General features: G+C 61.1%; 21 protein-coding genes. 8 read left to right on the forward strand and 13 right to left on the reverse strand.

The genetic code is table 11. The features are described from left to right. Positions 1-1,144, forward strand: a 1,144-nt coding sequence (locus AD663_RS07845) for an IS110 family transposase (RefSeq protein ID WP_053213520.1), incomplete at its 5' end; no start/stop codon positions are given. A 197-nt stretch (positions 1,145-1,341) separates the two neighbouring features. Here AD663_RS07845 and AD663_RS07850 read toward each other — a convergent pair. The 3 genes from AD663_RS07850 to AD663_RS07860 are packed head-to-tail and all read right to left on the reverse strand — an operon-like array spanning position 1,342 to position 4,402. Further along, positions 1,342-2,328 carry an alpha-L-glutamate ligase-like protein gene (locus tag AD663_RS07850; protein ID WP_003179566.1) on the reverse strand — a complete coding sequence of 329 codons (987 nt, stop codon included), beginning with the start codon at positions 2,326-2,328 and terminating at the stop codon, positions 1,342-1,344. Continuing rightward, on the reverse strand, positions 2,328-3,860 hold the full coding sequence (locus AD663_RS07855) for an inactive transglutaminase family protein (protein ID WP_003179567.1): 1,533 nt from the start codon (positions 3,858-3,860) through the stop codon (positions 2,328-2,330). The genes AD663_RS07850 and AD663_RS07855 overlap by 1 nt, the downstream gene beginning before the upstream one ends. Before the next feature lie 5 nt (positions 3,861-3,865). Further along, positions 3,866-4,402, reverse strand: coding sequence for an ATP-dependent zinc protease (locus AD663_RS07860; protein ID WP_003179569.1), 537 nt, complete (start codon positions 4,400-4,402; stop codon positions 3,866-3,868). Between the two features lie 281 nt (positions 4,403-4,683). Between AD663_RS07860 and AD663_RS07865 the strand changes: the two genes are divergently transcribed. The 5 genes from AD663_RS07865 (at position 4,684) to prpF (ending at position 11,521) form a co-directional block, all read left to right on the forward strand. Further along, positions 4,684-5,397 (forward strand): GntR family transcriptional regulator, encoded by a 714-nt coding sequence (locus AD663_RS07865; RefSeq protein ID WP_003179571.1) that lies wholly within the window; start codon positions 4,684-4,686, stop codon positions 5,395-5,397. After that, positions 5,394-6,284 (forward strand): methylisocitrate lyase, encoded by an 891-nt coding sequence (prpB, locus tag AD663_RS07870; protein WP_003179574.1) that lies wholly within the window; start codon positions 5,394-5,396, stop codon positions 6,282-6,284. The genes AD663_RS07865 and prpB overlap by 4 nt, the downstream gene beginning before the upstream one ends. Before the next feature lie 60 nt (positions 6,285-6,344). Then, positions 6,345-7,472, forward strand: coding sequence for a 2-methylcitrate synthase (gene prpC, locus AD663_RS07875; RefSeq protein WP_003179576.1), 1,128 nt, complete (start codon positions 6,345-6,347; stop codon positions 7,470-7,472). Between the two features lie 203 nt (positions 7,473-7,675). Next, on the forward strand, positions 7,676-10,267 hold the full coding sequence (gene acnD, locus AD663_RS07880; protein WP_003179577.1) for a Fe/S-dependent 2-methylisocitrate dehydratase AcnD: 2,592 nt from the start codon (positions 7,676-7,678) through the stop codon (positions 10,265-10,267). Between the two features lie 63 nt (positions 10,268-10,330). Beyond that, entirely contained in the window at positions 10,331-11,521 is a 1,191-nt protein-coding gene (prpF, locus tag AD663_RS07885) for a 2-methylaconitate cis-trans isomerase PrpF (RefSeq protein ID WP_053213521.1), read from the forward strand. A 138-nt stretch (positions 11,522-11,659) separates the two neighbouring features. On the opposite strand, the gene AD663_RS07890 is transcribed toward prpF, so the two are convergent. The 10 genes from AD663_RS07890 to soxR form a co-directional block, all read right to left on the reverse strand. Then, entirely contained in the window at positions 11,660-12,559 is a 900-nt protein-coding gene (locus AD663_RS07890) for a metal ABC transporter solute-binding protein, Zn/Mn family (protein ID WP_003179592.1), read from the reverse strand. After that, entirely contained in the window at positions 12,560-13,459 is a 900-nt protein-coding gene (locus AD663_RS07895; protein ID WP_003179593.1) for a metal ABC transporter permease, read from the reverse strand. Next, on the reverse strand, positions 13,459-14,211 hold the full coding sequence (locus tag AD663_RS07900; RefSeq protein WP_053213522.1) for a metal ABC transporter ATP-binding protein: 753 nt from the start codon (positions 14,209-14,211) through the stop codon (positions 13,459-13,461). The genes AD663_RS07895 and AD663_RS07900 overlap by 1 nt, the downstream gene beginning before the upstream one ends. Then, positions 14,208-15,137, reverse strand: coding sequence for a metal ABC transporter solute-binding protein, Zn/Mn family (locus AD663_RS07905; protein WP_053213523.1), 930 nt, complete (start codon positions 15,135-15,137; stop codon positions 14,208-14,210). The genes AD663_RS07900 and AD663_RS07905 overlap by 4 nt, the downstream gene beginning before the upstream one ends. Before the next feature lie 34 nt (positions 15,138-15,171). Then, the gene (locus AD663_RS07910) at positions 15,172-15,747 is read right to left on the reverse strand and encodes a DUF6162 family protein (protein WP_003179596.1); all 576 of its coding nucleotides are present in this window, start codon (positions 15,745-15,747) and stop codon (positions 15,172-15,174) included. Then, positions 15,744-16,070: a hypothetical protein gene (locus tag AD663_RS07915; protein WP_003179597.1), complete on the reverse strand. Its 327-nt coding sequence runs from the start codon at positions 16,068-16,070 to the stop codon at positions 15,744-15,746. Before AD663_RS07915 ends, AD663_RS07910 begins: the two co-directional genes overlap by 4 nt. Then, complete coding sequence (locus AD663_RS07920; RefSeq protein ID WP_003179598.1) at positions 16,067-16,609, reverse strand: hypothetical protein; 543 nt, start codon at positions 16,607-16,609, stop codon at positions 16,067-16,069. The genes AD663_RS07915 and AD663_RS07920 overlap by 4 nt, the downstream gene beginning before the upstream one ends. After that, complete coding sequence (locus AD663_RS07925; protein ID WP_003179600.1) at positions 16,606-17,811, reverse strand: PepSY domain-containing protein; 1,206 nt, start codon at positions 17,809-17,811, stop codon at positions 16,606-16,608. The genes AD663_RS07920 and AD663_RS07925 overlap by 4 nt, the downstream gene beginning before the upstream one ends. A 230-nt stretch (positions 17,812-18,041) precedes the next feature. Next, complete coding sequence (locus AD663_RS07930; protein WP_003179602.1) at positions 18,042-18,503, reverse strand: VOC family protein; 462 nt, start codon at positions 18,501-18,503, stop codon at positions 18,042-18,044. 105 nt (positions 18,504-18,608) lie between these two features. Next, positions 18,609-19,061: a redox-sensitive transcriptional activator SoxR gene (gene soxR / locus AD663_RS07935; protein WP_003179604.1), complete on the reverse strand. Its 453-nt coding sequence runs from the start codon at positions 19,059-19,061 to the stop codon at positions 18,609-18,611. Positions 19,062-19,157: 96 nt separating this feature from the next. Here soxR and AD663_RS07940 point away from each other — a divergent pair, with 96 nt between their 5' ends. After that, entirely contained in the window at positions 19,158-19,523 is a 366-nt protein-coding gene (locus tag AD663_RS07940; protein ID WP_003179606.1) for an antibiotic biosynthesis monooxygenase, read from the forward strand. Between the two features lie 116 nt (positions 19,524-19,639). Beyond that, positions 19,640-19,906, forward strand: a complete 267-nt coding sequence (locus AD663_RS07945; protein WP_003179608.1) for a hypothetical protein — start codon at positions 19,640-19,642, stop codon at positions 19,904-19,906. The last annotated feature ends 72 nt before the right edge of the window (positions 19,907-19,978 follow it).

The raw sequence follows: 19,978 nt of genomic DNA on the forward strand, positions 1-19,978 counted from the left end.
CGTGGCCATGGAGGCGACGGGCGTTTACTGGATTCCGCTTTTCGAAGTGCTGGATGCGCGTGGCTTTGAGGTTTATCTGGTTAACTCACGTGCTACGCGGCAGACCTCTGGGCGCAAATCCGATGTGCTTGATTGCCAGTGGATCTGGCAACTCATGACGCACGGCCTGCTCAGCGGCGCTTTTCGCCCTTCTGATGAGATCTGTTCGATGCGTTCGTTGGTCCGCCAGCGCGCCAATAAAGTCTGCGACCAAGCCAAGTCGATCAATCGTATGCAGAAGGCCTTGAGTCAGATGAACATCCAGTTGGCCCAGGTTATCAGTGACATCACCGGGGTGACGGGTTTGAAGATCTTGCGGGCTATCGTCCAAGGCGAGCGTTCCCCTGAAAAGCTTTCAGCCTTGCGCGACGGACGGATCAAGGCCGATCAGGAAACCATCGCTCGCAGCTTGCATGGCAACTGGCGGGCAGAGCATCTACATGCGCTAGGCCAGGAGCTGGCGTGCCATGACTTCTTGGAAAAGCAGATCGCTGAATGCGATCAAGCCATTGCCCAGGCGCTAGCGCGACTTCCAGTTCTTCAGCCGGAGACAGGACTGCCTTGCAAGCCCTTGCGCAGTGCACATCGCTCAGCCGATCAACAACTGGCGCTACACCAGGCACTGATCAAGGTCATGGGCGTGGATTTAACGGCCATTCCCACCATCGGTATTGATATTGCGTTGGTACTCGCCAGCGAACTGGGGCCGGACTTATCACGTTTCCCGACCTCGCAGCACTTAAGCTCTTGGCTTGGTCTGGCCCCTCCCACGCGAATATCAGGAGGCAAACCGCTTCCTGGTAAAGCGCCTAAAATCATCAATCGAGCCGCCCAAGCCCTCAAGCAAGCGGCCTCCAACGCACGGCAGGATAAAAGTTTTATTGGCGCCAGCCACCGTGCCCGCCTGACGCGGATGGACACTAGTTGCGCGATCAAGGCGACGGCTCATCAACTGGCGCGATTGATTTACGCCATGCTCACCAAAGGCCAACCCTACGTTGAGAAAGGGATAGAAGAGTTTGAGGAGAAAAGCCGGGGACGCCAACTGCGGGCTCTGGAGCGCAAAGCCCGAAAGTTGGGTATGCAATTAGTTAAGGCTGCATGATTTTTAGAAGCAAAAACAATGGGTTGTATTTTGTTTGATAAGAGCTTGCTCCCGCTGGGTTGCGAAGCAACCCCCAGGGCAGTTGAATGCAATCAACCTGATGCACCGAGGTGTTGGGCTTTGGGGTTGCTGCGCAACCCAGCGGGAGCAAGCTCCCTCGCCACAGGGTTTCACACTTGCGCCTTCAAACCTCGGCCTCAACCCTCAACCGGCGGAATATGCCCAAACAACGCCTGGGCAAACGCCACGCGTTCTTCCACGGTTTCGATAACGCCCCGGGCCTGGAGGTCTTCCAAGCGGGCTTCCACTGCGTGGGTGCGCAGGGTCAGGCCGCAGTCGTTGGCGATCTGGATGTTCAGCCCCGGCCGGGCGTTCAGTTCCAGGATCAACGGCCCTTTCTCCTGGTCCAGCACCATGTCGACGCCGATGTAGCCCAGCCCGCACAGTTCATAGCAACCGGCGGCCAGTTTCATGAAACCGTCCCAGTAGGGCAGTTGCACGCCGTCCACCGCGTTGGTGGTGTCGGGGTGTTTGGTGATGATGTTGTTCAGCCAGGTGCCGCGCAGGGTCAGCCCCGTGGCGAGGTCGACGCCCACGCCGATGGCGCCCTGGTGCAGGTTGGCCTTGCCGCCGGACTGGCGGGTCGGCAACCGCAGCATCGCCATCACCGGATAGCCCATCAGCACGATGATGCGGATGTCCGGCACGCCTTCGTAGCTGATGCTCTTGAAGATCTGGTCTGGCGTCACGCGATATTCGATCAGCGCCCGGTCACGGTGGCCGCCCAGGGAGTAAAGGCCGGTGAGGATGCTGGAGACATGGTGCTCGATTTCCTCATGGCTGATGATCTTGCCGGACACCGTGCGATAGCGGCCCTCGAAACGGTCGGCGATGACGATGATGCCGTCGCCGCCGGCGCCCTGGGCCGGCTTGATCACGAAGTCGGTGCGCCCGCCGATGATCTCGTCGAGCTTGTCGATTTCCTTTTCGGTGGAGATCACCCCGTACAGTTCCGGCACATGAATGCCGGCGGCGATCGCCCGTTCCTTGGTGATGATCTTGTCATCGACGATGGGGTACAGGCTGCGCTTGTTGTACTTGAGCACGTAATCGGCATTACGCCGGTTGATGCCCATGATGCCCCGGGCTTCCAGGGCCTTCCAGGTTTTCCAGAAGCCGAACATTACGAATCAGCCTTGAGGAAGGCTTTGAACCGCACCAGCTCGGTCAGGCGGTAGCCGCGATAACGACCCATGGCCAGCATGAAACCCACCAGGATCAGCAGGATCGCCGGGAAGGTGAACACAAAGTACACCAGCTCCGGCACGCTCATGATCAGGTGTGCCAGGGACGCGGCGAACAAGGTGCCGATGGCGACCTTCATCGCATGGCCGGCGCCGCGTTCTTCCCAAGTGATGGACAACCGCTCGATGGTCATCGTCAGGATCACCATCGGGAACAGCGCCACGGACAAGCCGCGCTCCAGGCCCAGCTTGTGGCTGAACAGACTGATGGCGGCGATCAGCACCACCACGAATGTCAGCACCACTGAAAGCCTCGGCAGCATCTGCAACTTGAGGTGTTCCAGGTACGAGCGCAGCGACAGGCCCAGCGTCGTGATCACCGAGAACAGGATAATCCCGAAGCCCAGCTGGGTTTCGCGGAAGGCGAGGGCGATCAGTACCGGGGTGAACGTTCCCAAGGTCTGCAGGCCGATCAGGTTGCGCAGCACCAGGATTACCAGCACGCCAATCGGGATCATTACCATGATCATGAAGGTCTGCTGGGTTTGCAGCGGCAGGCCGTAAAGCGAGTATTCGAGGAAGTTGGCGTCGGTGTTTTCGTCCGTCAGCTTGGCCAGGCGAATGGCGTTCATTTCGCTGTTGTTCATGCTGAAGGTCACGGTGGCTTTCTTGCCGCCATCGACGGTGATCAGGTTTTCGTCGCCGGTCCACCACAGCAGGCGGTCGGTGGGCAGGCCCTGTTCGCCGGTGTCGGGGTTGAAATACAGCCAGTCGGTGCCGTTGAAACTGCGCAGCCACAGTTCAGGCACCTGCGGTTGATCGGCCACCAGACGGATGGTGTGGACCTTTTCCACCGGCACGTGAGCGATGGACAGTACCAGTTCGACGATCCGGGCCTTGTTGGCTGAAGCGGGGTCGCCGGCCAGCAGCAACTTGACGTTGTCGTCGTTGAGGTTATTGACCCGCTTGATGGCTTCGCTGATGAACGTCTCGACGTCGGCCGAGTGCTGGCGAATCGGCGCGAGCAGGGCTTCGGCGGCGAGCTTCTCCGGGCCTTCGACGGCAATGCTGTCGCGGAAAGTCGGGCCCTTGACCTTGGTTTTTTCGGCGCTGTAGCGCTTGGTCAACACCAGGCGGTAATAAAGGGTCTGGTTGCCCTTGGCGCGACGGGCCGACCACGTCACCTTGCGGTTGCCGTCGACCCGGTTCACCGCCACGCCGTAATTATTGGAAATGAAACTCTCGTTGAGGCTCACATAATCGCGGCTCAGGGGCGGCACGAACATCTGGATCTTCACCGGATCCTTGGCATTGGGCATGAACTCGACCTTAGCGTCGATGTTCCACAAGTCGTCGGTGGCGTCTTCGGTTACCGGGATGCCGAGCACGAAAATCTGATAGGCCGTCACCGACAGGCCCAGCACCACCAGGATGGCGATCAGCATTTTCAAATGGAGGGTCAGGGAGCGCATTGGAATTACTCTGCGGTTTGAGCGGCATTGGCGCAGGCGGGTTTGCCAGCAGCGTATTTAAGACTGGGATCGACCAGTGCGTCGAAGCGCTTGAGCGCCTCGGAACCGATCAGCAACGGGTATTGGAAGGCGCTACGGTCGGTCAGGTTCACTTCGATGCTGCGCAGGGCCGAGCCCATGCAGATGTCCAGTTCGATGACCGGTCGGGCTGTGTATTTCTTGCCTTCTTCCGGGTCGTAGTCACCGGCGCGGCGCTTGATCTTGCTGACTCGGGCCAGCGGACGTTCGATGGGGTGCGAGTGGGCCGCGTCGATGGCCAAGTAGAAGCGCACCCAGGATTCGCCATTGCGCTTGAAGCGCTTGATGTCGCGGGCACTGAGGGACGCGGTCTTGGCGCCGGTGTCCAGCTTGGCCGCGACCTCCAGGTCGATGCCTTGCAGGGCGGCGTATTCATTGAGGCCATACACGGTTTTTTCACCCGCCGCGGCAAGCCCCGGCAGGCACATGAAATAGAGAGCGGCAGATAAGGGCTTGAGTGTCATAGATCCTGGTGCGCAGCGTTCCGTTTATCGGTTCAGGCCCTGGCATTACTGCACAAGCTCCTTCGTAGCCTTCCCTTATATAGAAGGGAGCGGCAAACAGCGGCGCATTCTAGCACGGTGGTTTTCTGACGCCACCGCCGGCCGGAGGCTGCAACCCCCCCGATCAACGAGTTATGGTGCAGGCGCTTATTAGACGATTGTCGACAATATGTATTTTTGCTTTGACGTTTACCTGGTTTATGGTTAGTTTTTGCCATATTGATTTTCAAGGTGTCGACAATATGCTCGATCAGCTCGAAACCCCGGTGATGGTGCAGGACGACTCGGAGACCCTTTCCGAGAACGTCTTCCGGCGTATCCAGGCCGCCATCGTCAAAGGCGAGATCGCCCCGGGCAGCAAGATTTCCGAGCCTGAGTTGGCGCGCACCTATGGCATCAGCCGTGGTCCGTTGCGCGAAGCGATCCATCGTCTGGAGGGCCAGCGCCTGTTGGTGCGCATTCCCCATGTCGGTGCCCGGGTGGTGTCGCTGAGCCACGCCGAGCTGCTGGAACTCTACGAGATCCGTGAGTCCCTCGAAGGCATGGCCTGCCGCCTGGCAGCCGAACGCATGTCCCTGGAAGAAATCGACGAACTGCGCCGAGTCCTGGAAACCCACGAACGTGATGCAGCGTTTCAGGCCGGTGTCGGTTATTACCAGCAGGAAGGCGACTTCGACTTCCATTACCGGATCATCCAGGGCAGCGGCAACCGCACCCTGACGCAAATGCTTTGCGGCGAGCTCTACCAACTGGTGCGCATGTACCGCATCCAGTTTTCCACCACCCCCAACCGTCCGCGCCAGGCGTTTGCCGAGCACCACCGGATTCTCGACGCCATTGCCGACCGTGACGGTGAATTGGCCGAATTATTGATGCGCCGGCATATCGGCGCGTCCAAACGCAACATCGCGCGTCATTTCCAGGACAGCGCCGCCACTGAACGAGGTGAGTCATGAGTTCCAGCCAAAGCACGCCAGGCCAGCGTTTCCGCGATGCGGTCGCCAATGAGCATCCGCTGCAAGTGGTGGGGGCGATCAACGCCAACCACGCGCTGCTGGCCAAACGCGCCGGTTTCAAGGCGATCTACCTGTCGGGCGGCGGCGTGGCGGCCGGTTCCCTCGGCGTGCCGGACCTGGGCATTACCGGCCTGGATGATGTACTGACCGATGTGCGCCGAATCACCGATGTCTGTGACCTGCCGCTGTTGGTGGACGTGGATACCGGTTTTGGTTCCTCGGCGTTCAACGTGGCGCGCACGGTCAAGTCGATGATCAAGTTCGGCGCGGCGGCCATTCATATCGAAGACCAGGTCGGCGCCAAGCGCTGCGGCCATCGTCCGAACAAGGAGATCGTCTCGCAGCAGGAAATGGTCGACCGCATCAAGGCCGCGGTCGATGCACGCACCGACGACAGTTTTGTGATCATGGCCCGTACCGATGCCCTGGCCGTGGAGGGACTGGAATCGGCCCTGGACCGCGCAGCCGCCTGCATCGAGGCCGGTGCCGACATGATTTTCCCGGAAGCCATCACTGAACTGGAGATGTACAAGCTGTTCGCCAGTCGCGTGAAGGCACCGATCCTGGCCAACATCACCGAATTCGGCGCGACGCCGCTGTACACCACCGAGCAGCTTGCCGGTGCCGATGTGTCGCTGGTGTTGTACCCATTGTCGGCCTTCCGCGCCATGAACAAGGCCGCCGAGAACGTCTACACCGCGATCCGTCGCGATGGTACGCAACAGAATGTCGTCGATACCATGCAGACCCGCATGGAGCTTTACGATCGCATCGACTACCACACCTTCGAGCAGAAGCTCGATGCGTTGTTCGCTGCGAAGAAGTAAGGCGCGTTCATTCTATAAATTGCCGATTCCCTACAAATTCAAAAAGATTGGAGACAGCAAATGGCCGAAGCAAAAGTACTCAGTGGCGCCGGGCTCCGTGGCCAGGTGGCCGGGCAAACCGCCTTGTCCACCGTAGGCCAGTCGGGTGCCGGCCTGACCTACCGTGGCTATGACGTTCGCGACCTGGCGGCCGATGCGCAATTCGAAGAAGTGGCCTACCTGCTGCTGTACGGCGAGCTGCCGACCCAGGCGCAGTTGGACGCCTATATCCATAAGTTGCGTCAATTGCGGGATTTGCCCCAGGCCTTGAAAGAAGTGCTGGAGCGCATTCCCGCCGACGCCCATCCGATGGATGTGATGCGCACCGGCTGTTCGTTCCTGGGCAACCTGGAGCCGGAGAACGACTTTACCGAACAACACGACAAGACCGATCGCCTGCTGGCCGCGTTCCCCGCGATCATGTGCTACTGGTACCGGTTCAGCCATGAAGGCCTGCGCATCGAATGCGTGACCGACGAAGCGTCCATCGGCGGACATTTCCTGCACCTGCTGCACGGCAAGAAGCCGAGCGAACTGCACGTTAAGGTGATGAACGTGTCGCTGATCCTTTACGCCGAGCACGAATTCAACGCCTCGACCTTCACCGCCCGGGTCTGCGCCTCTACCTTGTCGGACCTGTTCTCCTGCATCACCGCGGCCATCGGTTCGCTGCGCGGCCCGCTGCACGGTGGCGCCAACGAAGCGGCGATGGAAATGATCGAGCGCTTCAGTTCACCGCAGGACGCCATCGAAGGCACCCTCGGCATGCTGGCGCGCAAGGACAAGATCATGGGCTTCGGCCATGCGATCTATAAGGACAACGATCCACGCAACGAGGTGATCAAGGGCTGGTCGAGAAAACTCGCCGATGAAGTGGGCGACACCGTGCTGTTCCCGGTTTCCGAAGCCATCGACAAGACCATGTGGGAGCAGAAGAAGCTGTTCCCCAACGCCGACTTCTACCATGCCTCGGCGTACCACTTCATGGGCATCCCGACCAAGCTGTTCACGCCGATCTTCGTCTGCTCGCGCCTGACCGGCTGGGCTGCCCACGTGTTCGAACAACGCGCCAACAACCGCATCATCCGACCGAGCGCCGAATACACCGGCGTCGAACAGCGCAAGTTCGTGCCAATCGAACAACGCTGAGCTGGAGGGACGCTGACTCTGCAACTGAAGAAATCTACCACCCCTTGTGGGAGCGGGCTTGCTCGCGAATGCGAACTGACATCCAACATTGATGCCGACTGATACACCGCCTTCGCGAGCAAGCCCGCTCCCACAGTGGACCGAGTTCCACTTCAGCGGCTGCGCCAGCCCCTTCTGAAACCACCGTGACCCGAGTCCTGACGATGAACACAGAATTTCGCAAACCGCTGCCCGGCACTTCGCTGGATTATTTCGATGTTCGAGGGGCCGTGGATGCCATCCGCCCCGGCGCCTATGGCAGCCTGCCGTACACCTCCCGCGTGCTGGCCGAAAACCTGGTGCGTCGCTGCGACCCGGCCACGCTGCGCGAGTCGCTGCTGCAGTTGATCGAACGCAAGCGCGACCTGGATTTCCCCTGGTTCCCGGCCCGAGTGGTGTGCCACGACATTCTCGGCCAGACCGCCCTGGTGGACCTGGCCGGCCTGCGTGATGCCATCGCCTTGCAGGGTGGCGATCCGGCGCAGGTCAATCCGGTGGTGCCGACCCAACTGATCGTCGATCACTCCCTGGCGGTGGAAAGCGGCGGTGCCGACCCGCAGGCGTTCGCCAAGAACCGCGCCATCGAAGACCGACGCAACGAAGACCGCTTTCATTTCATCAACTGGACCAAGAAAGCCTTCAAGAACGTCGATGTGATTCCGCCGGGCAACGGGATCATGCACCAGATCAACCTGGAAAAAATGTCCCCGGTGATCCAGCAGCGTGACGGCGTGGCATTCCCCGATACCTGCGTGGGCACTGACAGCCATACGCCCCACGTCGATGCCTTGGGTGTGATCGCCATTGGTGTCGGTGGCCTGGAAGCCGAAAGCGTCATGCTCGGTCGCGCCTCGTGGATGCGCCTGCCGGAAATCATTGGCGTCGAGTTGACTGGCCAGCTGCAGCCGGGCATTACCGCCACCGATATGGTACTGGCGCTGACCGAGTTCCTGCGTAAACAAAAAGTCGTCGGTGCCTGGCTGGAGTTTTTTGGCGAGGGCGCCAGTGCGCTGACCCTGGGCGACCGTGCGACCATTTCCAACATGGCCCCGGAATACGGCGCCACGGCGGCCATGTTTCATATCGATCAACAGACCATCGATTACCTCAAGCTCACCGGCCGCGAAGACGAACAAGTGCAGTTGGTGGAAACCTATGCCAAGCATGTTGGCCTGTGGGCCGATAGCCTCAAGAGCGCGCAATACGAGCGCGGCCTGACCTTCGACCTGTCGTCGGTGGTGCGCAACATGGCCGGCCCGAGCAATCCGCACGCCCGTGTCGCGGTGTCGGATCTGGCCGCCAAAGGCATCTCCGGCCAGTGGGACGATGTGCCAGGCCAGATGCCTGACGGCGCGGTGATCATCGCTGCCATCACCAGTTGCACCAACACCAGTAACCCGCGCAACGTGATCGCCGCCGGCCTGCTGGCGCGTAACGCCAATCGTCTGGGTCTGGCCCGCAAGCCATGGGTCAAATCGTCCCTGGCGCCGGGTTCGAAAACCGTGGCGTTGTACCTGGATGAAGCAGGCCTGACGTCCGAGCTTGAGAAGCTGGGCTTCGGCGTGGTGGCATTTGCCTGCACCACCTGCAATGGCATGTCCGGTGCGCTGGATCCGGTGATCCAACAGGAAATCATCGACCGCGACCTGTACGCCACCGCCGTGCTGTCGGGCAACCGCAACTTCGACGGACGCATCCACCCGTACGCCAAGCAGGCGTTCCTCGCATCGCCGCCGCTGGTGGTGGCCTACGCCATCGCCGGGACCATCCGCTTCGACATCGAGAAGGATGTGCTCGGCGTGGTGGACGGCCGGGAGATTCGCCTCAAGGACATCTGGCCGAGCGACGAAGAAATCAATGCGGTGGTCAAGGCTTCGGTGAAGCCGGAACAGTTCCGCCAGGTGTACATCCCGATGTTCGCTATCCAGGAAGACACCGGGCCGAAAGTTACGCCGCTCTACGACTGGCGTCCGCAAAGCACCTATATCCGTCGTCCGCCGTATTGGGAAGGCGCCCTGGCCGGTGCGCGGCCGCTCAAGGGCATGCGCCCGCTGGCGGTGCTGCCGGACAACATCACTACCGATCATTTGTCGCCGTCCAATGCCATCATGCTGGACAGTGCCGCCGGCGAATACCTGGCGAAAATGGGCCTGCCGGAGGAGGACTTCAATTCCTATGCGACCCACCGTGGTGACCACCTGACGGCGCAGCGCGCAACGTTCGCCAACCCGAAACTGTTCAACGAAATGGTCCAGGAAGACGGCAAGGTCAAGCAGGGATCCCTGGCCCGGGTCGAGCCGGAAGGCAAGGTCATGCGCATGTGGGAAGCCATCGAGACCTACATGGAGCGCAAGCAACCGCTGATCATCATTGCCGGTGCCGACTATGGCCAGGGTTCGTCCCGTGACTGGGCGGCCAAAGGCGTGCGCCTGGCCGGTGTCGAGGCCATCGCTGCCGAAGGTTTCGAGCGCATTCACCGCACCAACCTGGTGGGCATGGGCGTGTTGCCGCTGGAGTTCAAGCCCGGTACCGATCGCAAGACCCTGGGCATCGATGGCAGTGAAGTCTATGACGTGATTGGCGAGCGCACCCCGCGTGCCACGCTGACCCTGGTCATCACCCGCAAGAACGGCGAGCGCGTCGAGGTGCCGGTGACCTGCCGCCTCGATACCGCTGAAGAAGTGTCGATCTACGAGGCTGGTGGCGTGCTGCAACGCTTCGCCCAGGACTTCCTCGAATCGGCGGTTGCCGTATAAATCTGCTGGCCGGGCAAAGGATGACGAGTCCTTTGCCCGTCCGTTTCAAGGAGTAAGAGCAACATGGCTCACGCCCCCCAAATCAGAATCCCAGCGACCTACATGCGTGGCGGCACCAGCAAAGGCGTGTTTTTCAGCCTTCAGGACCTGCCGCAAGCGGCTCGCGTTCCAGGCGTCGCCCGGGATGCCTTGCTGCTGCGGGTGATCGGCAGTCCGGACCCCTACGAGAAACAGATCGACGGCATGGGCGGTGCGACGTCCAGCACCAGCAAGACCGTGATCCTGGCCAAGAGCACCCGGGCCGACCACGATGTCGACTACCTGTTCGGCCAGGTGTCCATCGACAAACCGTTCGTGGATTGGAGCGGCAACTGCGGCAACCTGTCGGCGGCGGTCGGTTCATTCGCCATCAGCAGCGGCTTGGTGGAGGCCAGTCGTATTCCGAACAACGGTGTGGCCGTCGTGCGGATCTGGCAGGCCAACATCGGCAAGACCATCATCGCCCACGTACCGATTACCGACGGCGCGGTGCAGGAAACCGGTGACTTCGAACTCGACGGCGTGACGTTTCCGGCAGCCGAAGTGCAATTGGAATTCATGGACCCGGCAGCGGAAGAAGAGGGCGCTGGCGGCTCGATGTTTCCTACCGGCAACTTGGTGGACGACCTTGAAGTGCCAGGTGTTGGCACCTTCAAGGCAACCCTGATCAACGCAGGGATCCCGACGATTTTCATCAATGCCCGGGACGTTGGTTACACCGGCACCGAGCTGCAGGGTGCGATCAACGGCGATCCCAAGGCGCTGTCCATGTTCGAAACCATTCGCGCCTATGGTGCCTTGCGCATGGGCTTGATCAAACACCTGGACGAAGCCGCCCAACGCCAGCACACGCCAAAAGTGGCGTTTGTCGCACCGCCGGCGGATTACGTTTCATCCAGCGGCAAAGCCGTTGCAGCGGGGGACGTCGACTTGCTGGTACGTGCATTGTCGATGGGCAAGCTGCATCACGCCATGATGGGCACGGCAGCGGTTGCCATCGGCACGGCCGCGGCGATTTCCGGCACCCTGGTGAACCTGGCGGCAGGCGGCACCGAACGCAGCGCCGTGCGCTTCGGCCACCCGTCCGGCACCCTGCGCGTGGGTGCCGAAGCCACTCAGGTCAACGGCGAATGGACCGTGAAAAAAGCCATCATGAGCCGCAGCGCGCGGGTGTTGATGGAAGGGTTTGTGCGGGTACCGGGAGATATGTTTTAACGCAATATTCCAGGAGCAACACAAAACCTGTGGGAGCGAGCTTGCTCGCGAAAGCGGTGCGTCAGTCAACATCAATGTTGAATGTGCTGGCCTCTTCGCGAGCAAGCTCGCTCCCACAGGGTTATTGCCTGTCTGCAATCAGTTCTTCGTCAACGCCGCGACCACCAGCCCCACGTTGCTTTCCAGTTCCGCTACCGGATCGGCGGCGTCGGTGCTCAGCACCAGCAATCGGCTGCCGCCCTCGGTAATGGCTGTCTTCAGCTCATCCGAGGGTTGACGATGATGCAGCACCAGCGCCACGTCATTGTTCTTCAGCGTTGCAGTCAGTTGCTTAAGGCTTTCGGCGGTCCATTCGGCATCGGGCCGGGTATCGGTGCTGATTCCGTCAAGGTTGAGCCCGCTGATCAGATAACCGAAATGTTCGCTCAGGCTGACCACGCTCAGGTTATTGGCACCGGCGAGACTTTTTTCGCTACCGGCGCTGAGTTTGAGCAGGCGTTGCTTGAGGGTTGCCAGGTTGGCGTCGATCTTCGGTTTGGCCGTCGGCGCCAGGCGCACCAGGTCGGCGGCGATCACGTCGGCCATCCGACCGAGGTTATGGCTGGCCATCCAAGGCTGGCTTGCCAAGCCGTCGGTCATGCCCGGTTGTACGGCAATACCGGGCAGGGCGCCGTCCACCGGGCGGGCGGCGTCGATTTCGACGATACGGATGTTGCTGCGCCGGGCCATGGGATACAGCGGATCGTCCGGCCACAGCGAGCGCAGGCCGATGACCCCGTCGGCCTCGCTGGCGAGTTCGCTCAGGGCCGCGGCGCCACGGCCGCTGAAATAGGCGCTCTGGCGAGTGCCAGGCAGATTGGCAGGCGCAGCCCTTTCCAGCTTGATGTCGGTGTCTTTGAGCAAGGCCTCGCCCAACCCATAGGTGACCGGCAGCGACGCCAGCAGATGCACCGGTTTGCTTTCGGCGGCGAATGAAGCGGTAGCGACCGCGCCGCAAAGGGTCACGGCCAAGGCCAGGTGTCGCAATGAAAAAACCATTTATCCAAGATTCCCTTTAAGGCTGGGGACAACGCCACGGGCGATGGCGCTCAAGGCGAACGCGATGCCGGCTACCAAAATGATGGCGGCACCGGACGGGATTGGCAGGTCGAACACAATCGGCGCGAGAATCCCGCACAAAGTGCTGACGGTGGCGATCAACACGGAACACCAGAAAAAACCTTTCAACGACTGGCTCAGCAAACGCGCCGCCGCCGCTGGGATCACCAATAGGGCGCCAACCAGAATGGCACCGATGACTTTCACCGCTGCCACGGTGATCAACGTCACCAGAACCACGAACAGATAATCCAGGGTCTTCACCGCCACCCCGCGCACCGCCGCCAGCTGCGGATTGAAGCTGGCGAGCATGATGCGGTTGTACAGCGGTAGCGCCAGGGCCATCACCAGCGAACCGACCACGGCCAACACCAGAAGATCATTGCCGTTGACCGTCAACACCGAGCCAAACAGCACGTTCTCCAGGATGTGTACATTGATCTTGCCCGCCAGGATCAACAGCAGGCTGGCGCCCAGGGCCAGGGACACCGACAGGAAGACGCCGATCAGTGTGTCTGGCGCCAGGCCGGTGCGGTTGTGCAGGTAATTGAGCAGGATGCCGAACAGCAGGCAATAACCGAACAGACTGCCGTAAGGCCCGGTATAGGGTTCGCCGAGCAGGATGCCGACTGCCACGCCGGTCAGCGCCGCATGGCCGACCGCCTCGGAGAAAAACGCGAAGCGCTTGACCACCACCAGCGTGCCGAGGCCACCCAGCACCGGGCCGATCAACAGTCCGGCCAGCAACGCGTTGACGACGAACCCGTATGCCAACGCCTCGGGCAAATAGCCGGATGATGCCCAGCCTTGGACCATCAAGCGAAAGGCTTCATAACTCATCAGACAGTGCTCCCATTCGTTCGCGGATGGGTGGAAAACAGCGTCAACAGACGTTCTGGCGTCAGGGTCTGGCGTGGCGGGCCGTCGAACAGCACCCGGCGATTCAGGCCGGTGACGCGGTCCGCCAGGCGCCCGACGGCCTCCAGGTCATGTTCGATCCACAACACGGTGATTCCGGCTTGGCGCCAGTCCTGCAGCAGCCGTTCGAATACTTGGATACCGGCCTCATCCAGGGCCGACATCGGCTCATCCAGCACCAACAGTTGCGGTGCAGGAATCAGCCCCTGGGCCAGCAACACTCGCTGGCGCTCACCGCCGGACAGCGCGCCCATGCGTCGCTTGCGCTTGTCCTGCATGCCGACCCGCTCCAGGGCCTGACCAATGGCACCAGCGTAATGCTTGCTCAGGCCGAGAAAGGCCGGTCGCCGCTGACACATCGCCGCCATGAAATCGTCCACCGTCATGGGCAGCCCCCGATCGAACTCCAGTGCCTGGGGTACGTAGCCGATGACGCCGGGTTCGCCCGGCCATTGCAGGCTCAAACGCCCCAGGTGCGGCATTTGCCCCAGCAAGGTCTTGATCAGCGAACTCTTGCCGCCGCCGTTGGGGCCGACCAGGGCATGGATACTGCCGGGCGCCACCCGAAAGGCCACGTGATCGAGAATAGTGGTGCGGCCCAGGTTCAGGCTGACCTCGGCGAACTCGATCAAGGGGCCGACGCGTTGCAGGGTGATGGGTTCCTGAACAGTCATGCGCCGGACTCCTGGATCGCCCGGACCACGGTATCGAGGTTGCCGGTCATTTCCTTTTCGTATTTCTCGGCACTGTAGTTGCCGTAGGAAATATGGGAGAGCGGGTAGAGCTTCACGCCCGATTCACGCTGGATGGTGTCGACGTAGGTGGAGGGAAAATCCATCTCCGAGAAGATCACTTTCACATCCAGTTCGCGCAGTTGGTCGATGGTTTTTTTCAACTGGCTGGGGCTCGGTTCGATGCCATGGGCCGGCTCGACCACGGCGGTCACTTCCAGGCCGAATTCGCGCAACAGGTAATCGTAGGCGGCGTGTACGGTGGCGACCCGCAACTCGGCGTTGGGTGCCTGGGTCAGCTTCGCCAGGGCGTCGGCACGCATCTGCCGCAGACGCTTGCCGTAGGCGCGTGCATTCTGGGTATAGACCTTGGCGTTGTCCGGGTCGAGCTTGCCCAATTCCCGGGCGATGCTATTGACCTGGGCGATCGAGGCGCTGATGGACAGGAAGGTGTGTGGGTTGACGACCTTGCCCGCGCCTCGGGCCGCCGTACCGGTGGCGGCCAGCAATGGCACGTTTTCGTTGGCCTCGATCACCTTCACGTTTGGTGTTTCGCTGGCGGCGATCATGCGGTCGGCAAAATCGTCGTGACCGACGCCATTGAGCACGATCACATCGAGGCCGCTGATGCGCTTGATGTCCTCGGCGCGAGGTTCATAGGCATGTGGATTGAACCCGGCCGGGATCAGCGGCACCACTTCGGCCTTGTCGCCGACAATGTTCGCCACGTAGCTGTAATACGGGTGCAAGGTGATGCCGATGCGCAGGCGCTTGGTTGTTTCGGCTCCGGCCTGGGCAGTGAACAGGCAGGCCAGCAGGCCGATCAGCAGCAGGCGCAGCGAGGGTCGGCGTAGAGGTGCAATAGGCATGGGCGAACATTCTTCTCTGGAATCAGGCGTGGGGTCAGTGCCGGTGCTGGCGGGTCACGCCCGCATCGAATTGCGCGACGATTTGCTGCCAGCCGGCGGCGGATAAAGCGGCATCATCCAGCGCAGTGGGTGCCGTTGGAGCATTGCCTCGGTTGAGCCAGATGTCCGGGGCGGCGTCGGACGTTTCGCTGATGCGCATCAGAAACGAGCCAGCGACGGCTGGGCGAGGACTTGCGCCGAAGTAGGCGCGATCCTCCAGCTGTTGCCAGGCATGGCCGCCGCGGCTGACGGAGCTGGCGTCCTGGGCGAACGGGGCAAAGCCTTCATCGGCCAGCGTCTGCGGGGCGGGCAGGGACTGCTGGTCCTCGCGCAGCAGGTGAATTTCATCCAGGGTCACCCGCAGATCGGCATAGATGCCTTGTTCCGCGGCGTCGAGGTCGCGGCGAGCGTCTATCTGGTTCGAGGCGAGTTGAGCGGTGTCTTCGATTTTGCCGTGCCACGCCACCACGGACCCGGCCGCCAGGACGATGATCAGGCAGAGCAGCAACACATAAAGGGTTTCATGGCCGGCGCCGGCGGGGCGAATCACTTGGGTGGTGGGGCTGTTCATGGGGCCTCGATGTCGGCTTGGTCGATTTCCACCACGTGGCCGGGGCCAGCGTCGAAGAGCACGTAGAATTCGGCGTTCGGTTTCTTGAAGGTCACCGTCGAGTCGGCGCCGAGCTTGCCCGGCACCAGGATGGTTTCGTCGTAGCCGATCACGTCCAGGGTCACCCCAGGTGCACCGCTGCCGTCGGAAAAACCACCGGTGCACTGGATCTGTTCGGCGTCGATGGCCTTGCATTGGCACATCGGGTTATGGGCCAGGGCGCTGGTGCTTGCACTTGCGCAGAGCAACAGCGCCACACCATTGAGACAGGCGCGCAAGGTCATGGTCGGGCTCCTTGAGTGTTCAGCCAGGCGACGGTGGCCGGGGAGGCCTGGCTCAGGGGAATGGCGGCCTGGTGCATCGAACCGTCCCAGCCCTCCAGGGTTATCCACAGCTCTGCGTCGGGTTGGGTCTTCGCCGGCACCGGCAACAAGGCACCCATGCGATAGGGCGAACCGAAGAAAATCACCCCGGCTGCCCGCAGGCTGCGGGGTTTACCGATGCGCAGGTAGGTGGCCTTGACCTGGCTGATGCAGGCTTGGCACAACGCGGCGTTGAAATGCTTCATTGGCCCGGCCGGGCCGTTCGGGCGTGGGGCTTCATTGCGAAATTCGGCTAGGCGCAGACTCCATGGGCCAACCTGAACCTCGCCGATCTCCCGTTCGCCGAGCCCGGTATCGCCGCGAAACAACGCCGCTTCCGAGAAATACTTTGGCATGAATCCCAGGGGAATCAGCAGCAGCAACACGTTGAGGTGAAAACGCCATTTGCGCCAGAACAGGCTCAGGCGTGACGGTGGCGAGGCTGTGTTGGGCGCGGTCACAGGTTGCCCTCCGGCGAATCACGGTGCATGGACGGCTGCAACGATTGCGCAACTCGAACGGGTTTCTGGCTGCGCTTGAACGCATTGGCGGTGGCCAAGGTGGTGCGTTTGGTCCAGATCAGCAGGCCACTGAGGACCATCATGCTGAGGATCAGACCGAAGAAGAACCAGATGAGCTTGATCCAGATTCCACCAAAATCCCCGGTGTGCAGCGGACGCATGGACTCGGTGACGAATTCCAGCGCCGTACGGTCGGTCAACAGCCTGGAGGCCGCCACATCGCCGTTGTAAGGGTTGAGCGTGGCGGTCTGGTACATCAGGGGGTACCAACCACGGCCGCCGATTTCCAGATGACTGTAGGCATTGCCGGGCAGGCTGATAAAACTCGCTTCCAAGCCAGGGATGCGCTGTTGGGCGATTTCAATGGCCCGGTCGAGGCTCAGTTGCGTCGGCGCAACGCCGTCGGCTGACAGAGGCACGTCTTCGCGGGCGACGACGGGAATGACAGGTGCGCTGGAAATGGAGATCTGGTTGTCAGACAGTGAGGCTTCGATCAGGAACCAAGTGCCGGTGATGGAGATAACCGCGATGAACCAGATCGACCAGATACCGCTCAGCCGGTGGAAGTCGCCCCAGAAAATGCGTGCGCCATGACGCAACCGCAGGGTTGGACGGAAAAAGCCTTTCCAGAAGCGCTTGTAGACCACCAGCCCGGTTATCAGCGACGCCAGTAACGGTAGGCCCAGAAGCGACACCAGGTACCAGCCCCAACTGTAGCCGTTGGTGAATGGCACCAACCACCAACCGTGCAGCGCGCGGGTGAAGCCCCTGAAGTTGAACGCCGGCGCCGAGCCCTGGACAACGCCGCTGTACGGGTTGACGTAGACCGTGTCGGGGCGCCCGTCGGGGTAGGTCACCTTGACCTCCAGCGCAAAATGCGACTCGTCCGGACGTGCGATGCCCTGCACCTGGGTTTGCGGCTGGGCTTGCTTGATTGCGGCAATGACTTGGTCGTAGCTGAGCAGCGGGGCGTCGTCCGATGGCTTGCTTGCGCGCATGTCGGGGTTTACCAGCCAGACGATTTCCTGGCTGACCACCGCGAGGGTGCCGGTCACGCAAACGATGAGCACGAAAAACCAGATGGGCAGGGCCAGCCAGCTATGAACCAGGAACCAGAGTTTGGAGCGGGACTTCTTCGACATGATTGAACGTCTTGATTCGATGAAAGGCTCGGTATTACGGGCTTCGCAACACCCTGAACCCTGAAAGGCCGGCCGTGGCTTTTGCCGACGCGGCCTGCTGCATCTAATTAAGACGAACGAGCAAAGGAAATCCTGAAGGGGAAGATGAAAGAAAATGTTTCTCGTTTATGTCTGTGGTTTCGTGGCGAGGGAGCAAGCTTCCTCGCCACCGTTGTTGGCCTGGGAACAGGTCAGCCTTGCTGTTGGAACATTTCTCTGGCCCGCTGCTCGATTTGCTCCTGAGTCAGGTCCTCCTTGTGCGTCGCCAGGAACCACACATGCCCATAGGGATCTTTCAACGTGCCGGTGCGATCGCCATAGAACTGGTCCTTGACCTCGGAGATCACCTTGCCGCCGGCGGCAATGGCCTGGGCAAATGCGCGGTCTACGTCCTCGACATATAAATGCAGGCCCACCGAGGGCGATAGGTCGGGGTTGCTCAGCGGGCCTTGGTCGCAAGGCGTGCCGAGCATGATCGGATAGCCATTGATCCGCAGCTCGGCATGTCCGATGCCACCGTCGGGCATGGCCAGGCGCATGACCTCGGTCGCATTGAAGGCCTGTTTGTAGAAATCGATGGCTTCGGCCGCTTTCTGAATACCCAGGTAGGGAGTGATATTACGGAAATCTTCGGGAACGGCTTGAACGCCCATGACGTTTCTCCTTTTTGTTATGGGAGGCGAAGAGAGTCTTCGTCGATTTTTGCTCATCCACTATAGGTCAGCCGTCATGGACGGGGTCATGGCCCGACGAACGCCTCACGGTTGTTCCAGCAAATGCGCCCCCGGCCCCTGTTTGCCTAGCGCATCGCCTTGGTTACGCAGCGGACACGCTTGCATCGACAGGCAGCCGCAGCCTATGCAGCCGTTGAGTCGATCGCGCAGCGCTATCAGTTGGTTGATGCGCTCGTCCAGGTCGCGGCTCCACTGCGCCGACAAGACTTTCCAGTCCGCTGCGGTAGGGGCGCGGTGGTCCGGCAGGGTTTGCAGCGCTTCGCCGATCTCCGCCAAGGGAATGCCCAAGCGTTGGGCGACTTTGATCAGCGCCACACGGCGTAACACTTCCCGTGGATAGCGGCGTTGGTTGCCCTGATTGCGCGTGCTTTTGATCAGCCCCTTGGATTCATAAAAATGCAGGGCCGTGACCGCCACGCCGCTGCGGGCGGCTAGCTGGCCGACAGTGAGTTCCTTATGGACATTTATCGGCGTCATTACCTGAATTTCCTGCTTGACCTAAAGTTAACTAGAGGTTTTACCCTGCACGCCTTCGGATCGCAAGATCCGCCTTACCTGCAATCGGGGGCCTCCATGCAATCGCCAAGGAACAATCACAGCTTTACCCAACTGATGGAATTCGACATCGAACCGCAGTGGCGACAGGCGCTGGTCGCGGTGCTGTCGGAATACACCGAGCGCCTGGCGCGGGATCACCAAGGTTTGCTGAATGCCAGTATCCAGGCCAGTGAGGACGGTCGGCGCGTGCTCAATTATCTGCGTTGGCGAACCCGCGAGGAGGGCGAAGCGGCGCTGCGAAGCCTGGAAAGCGGCGAGCGGGATTTCTGGCAACTGATTCAGGCGCACCGAGCCAAAGCCGTGACGTTCGGCTCGTTTCAGGTGGTGCGCAACATCGAACGCAGCCTGGACGATGCGCTGCATTGCCGGTTGGTTGATTAAGCGCAGCGGCCGATCCGCAAAGACAATAGCCACTATCGAAAGGGTTGATTTCTGCCGCGCGGGGCCGGCGGGTAGCCTTTGTTCATCGCCCAACTACAGAACATCGGACACCCGCCATGAACCGTCTCCTTGCTGTCTCGTTGCTGCTGACTGCCACCGTATTGAGCGGTTGCGCCACTTCCTCTCCGGAGCTGCGTCCCTACACTGCCGACGAGGCTCGTGAATTAGCCTTGGAAGCCTTGAATCGGCGAGGCCTGTCGTTCGAGGAGTACCACGCGAAAAAGACCGAGTTGCTCGGCACCGCGCAGAAAAACGTGGGCTTCGACGACCGGGGCGAGATGAGCGCCGAGCGGGTCGAGCAACGGCCGGGCCGGTCAAGCTGACAGACTGTACCGCTCGAAGTTTTGCCCAACTGTCCATGGGTTTGCACCGGGACGTGGGGTAGGGTCGTGACT

The sequence above is a fragment of the Pseudomonas sp. Q12-87 genome, assembly GCF_001269755.1.
In the GTDB taxonomy this organism is placed as follows: Bacteria; Pseudomonadota; Gammaproteobacteria; order Pseudomonadales; family Pseudomonadaceae; genus Aquipseudomonas; species Aquipseudomonas fluorescens_S.

Bases quoted from the DNA above. Each gene is read 5' to 3' on its own strand.
- AD663_RS07850 (WP_003179566.1), bottom strand. From the start codon at position 2,328: ATGTTCGGCTTCTGGAAAACCTGGAAGGCCCTGGAAGCCCGGGGCATC.
- AD663_RS07855 (WP_003179567.1), bottom strand. From the start codon at position 3,860: ATGCGCTCCCTGACCCTCCATTTGAAAATGCTGATCGCCATCCTGGTG.
- AD663_RS07860 (WP_003179569.1), bottom strand. From the start codon at position 4,402: ATGACACTCAAGCCCTTATCTGCCGCTCTCTATTTCATGTGCCTGCCG.
- AD663_RS07865 (WP_003179571.1), top strand. From the start codon at position 4,684: ATGCTCGATCAGCTCGAAACCCCGGTGATGGTGCAGGACGACTCGGAG.
- prpB (WP_003179574.1), top strand. From the start codon at position 5,394: ATGAGTTCCAGCCAAAGCACGCCAGGCCAGCGTTTCCGCGATGCGGTC.
- prpC (WP_003179576.1), top strand. From the start codon at position 6,345: ATGGCCGAAGCAAAAGTACTCAGTGGCGCCGGGCTCCGTGGCCAGGTG.
- acnD (WP_003179577.1), top strand. From the start codon at position 7,676: ATGAACACAGAATTTCGCAAACCGCTGCCCGGCACTTCGCTGGATTAT.
- prpF (WP_053213521.1), top strand. From the start codon at position 10,331: ATGGCTCACGCCCCCCAAATCAGAATCCCAGCGACCTACATGCGTGGC.
- AD663_RS07890 (WP_003179592.1), bottom strand. From the start codon at position 12,559: ATGGTTTTTTCATTGCGACACCTGGCCTTGGCCGTGACCCTTTGCGGC.
- AD663_RS07895 (WP_003179593.1), bottom strand. From the start codon at position 13,459: ATGAGTTATGAAGCCTTTCGCTTGATGGTCCAAGGCTGGGCATCATCC.
- AD663_RS07900 (WP_053213522.1), bottom strand. From the start codon at position 14,211: ATGACTGTTCAGGAACCCATCACCCTGCAACGCGTCGGCCCCTTGATC.
- AD663_RS07905 (WP_053213523.1), bottom strand. From the start codon at position 15,137: ATGCCTATTGCACCTCTACGCCGACCCTCGCTGCGCCTGCTGCTGATC.
- AD663_RS07910 (WP_003179596.1), bottom strand. From the start codon at position 15,747: ATGAACAGCCCCACCACCCAAGTGATTCGCCCCGCCGGCGCCGGCCAT.
- AD663_RS07915 (WP_003179597.1), bottom strand. From the start codon at position 16,070: ATGACCTTGCGCGCCTGTCTCAATGGTGTGGCGCTGTTGCTCTGCGCA.
- AD663_RS07925 (WP_003179600.1), bottom strand. From the start codon at position 17,811: ATGTCGAAGAAGTCCCGCTCCAAACTCTGGTTCCTGGTTCATAGCTGG.
- AD663_RS07930 (WP_003179602.1), bottom strand. From the start codon at position 18,503: ATGGGCGTTCAAGCCGTTCCCGAAGATTTCCGTAATATCACTCCCTAC.
- soxR (WP_003179604.1), bottom strand. From the start codon at position 19,061: ATGACGCCGATAAATGTCCATAAGGAACTCACTGTCGGCCAGCTAGCC.
- AD663_RS07940 (WP_003179606.1), top strand. From the start codon at position 19,158: ATGCAATCGCCAAGGAACAATCACAGCTTTACCCAACTGATGGAATTC.
- AD663_RS07945 (WP_003179608.1), top strand. From the start codon at position 19,640: ATGAACCGTCTCCTTGCTGTCTCGTTGCTGCTGACTGCCACCGTATTG.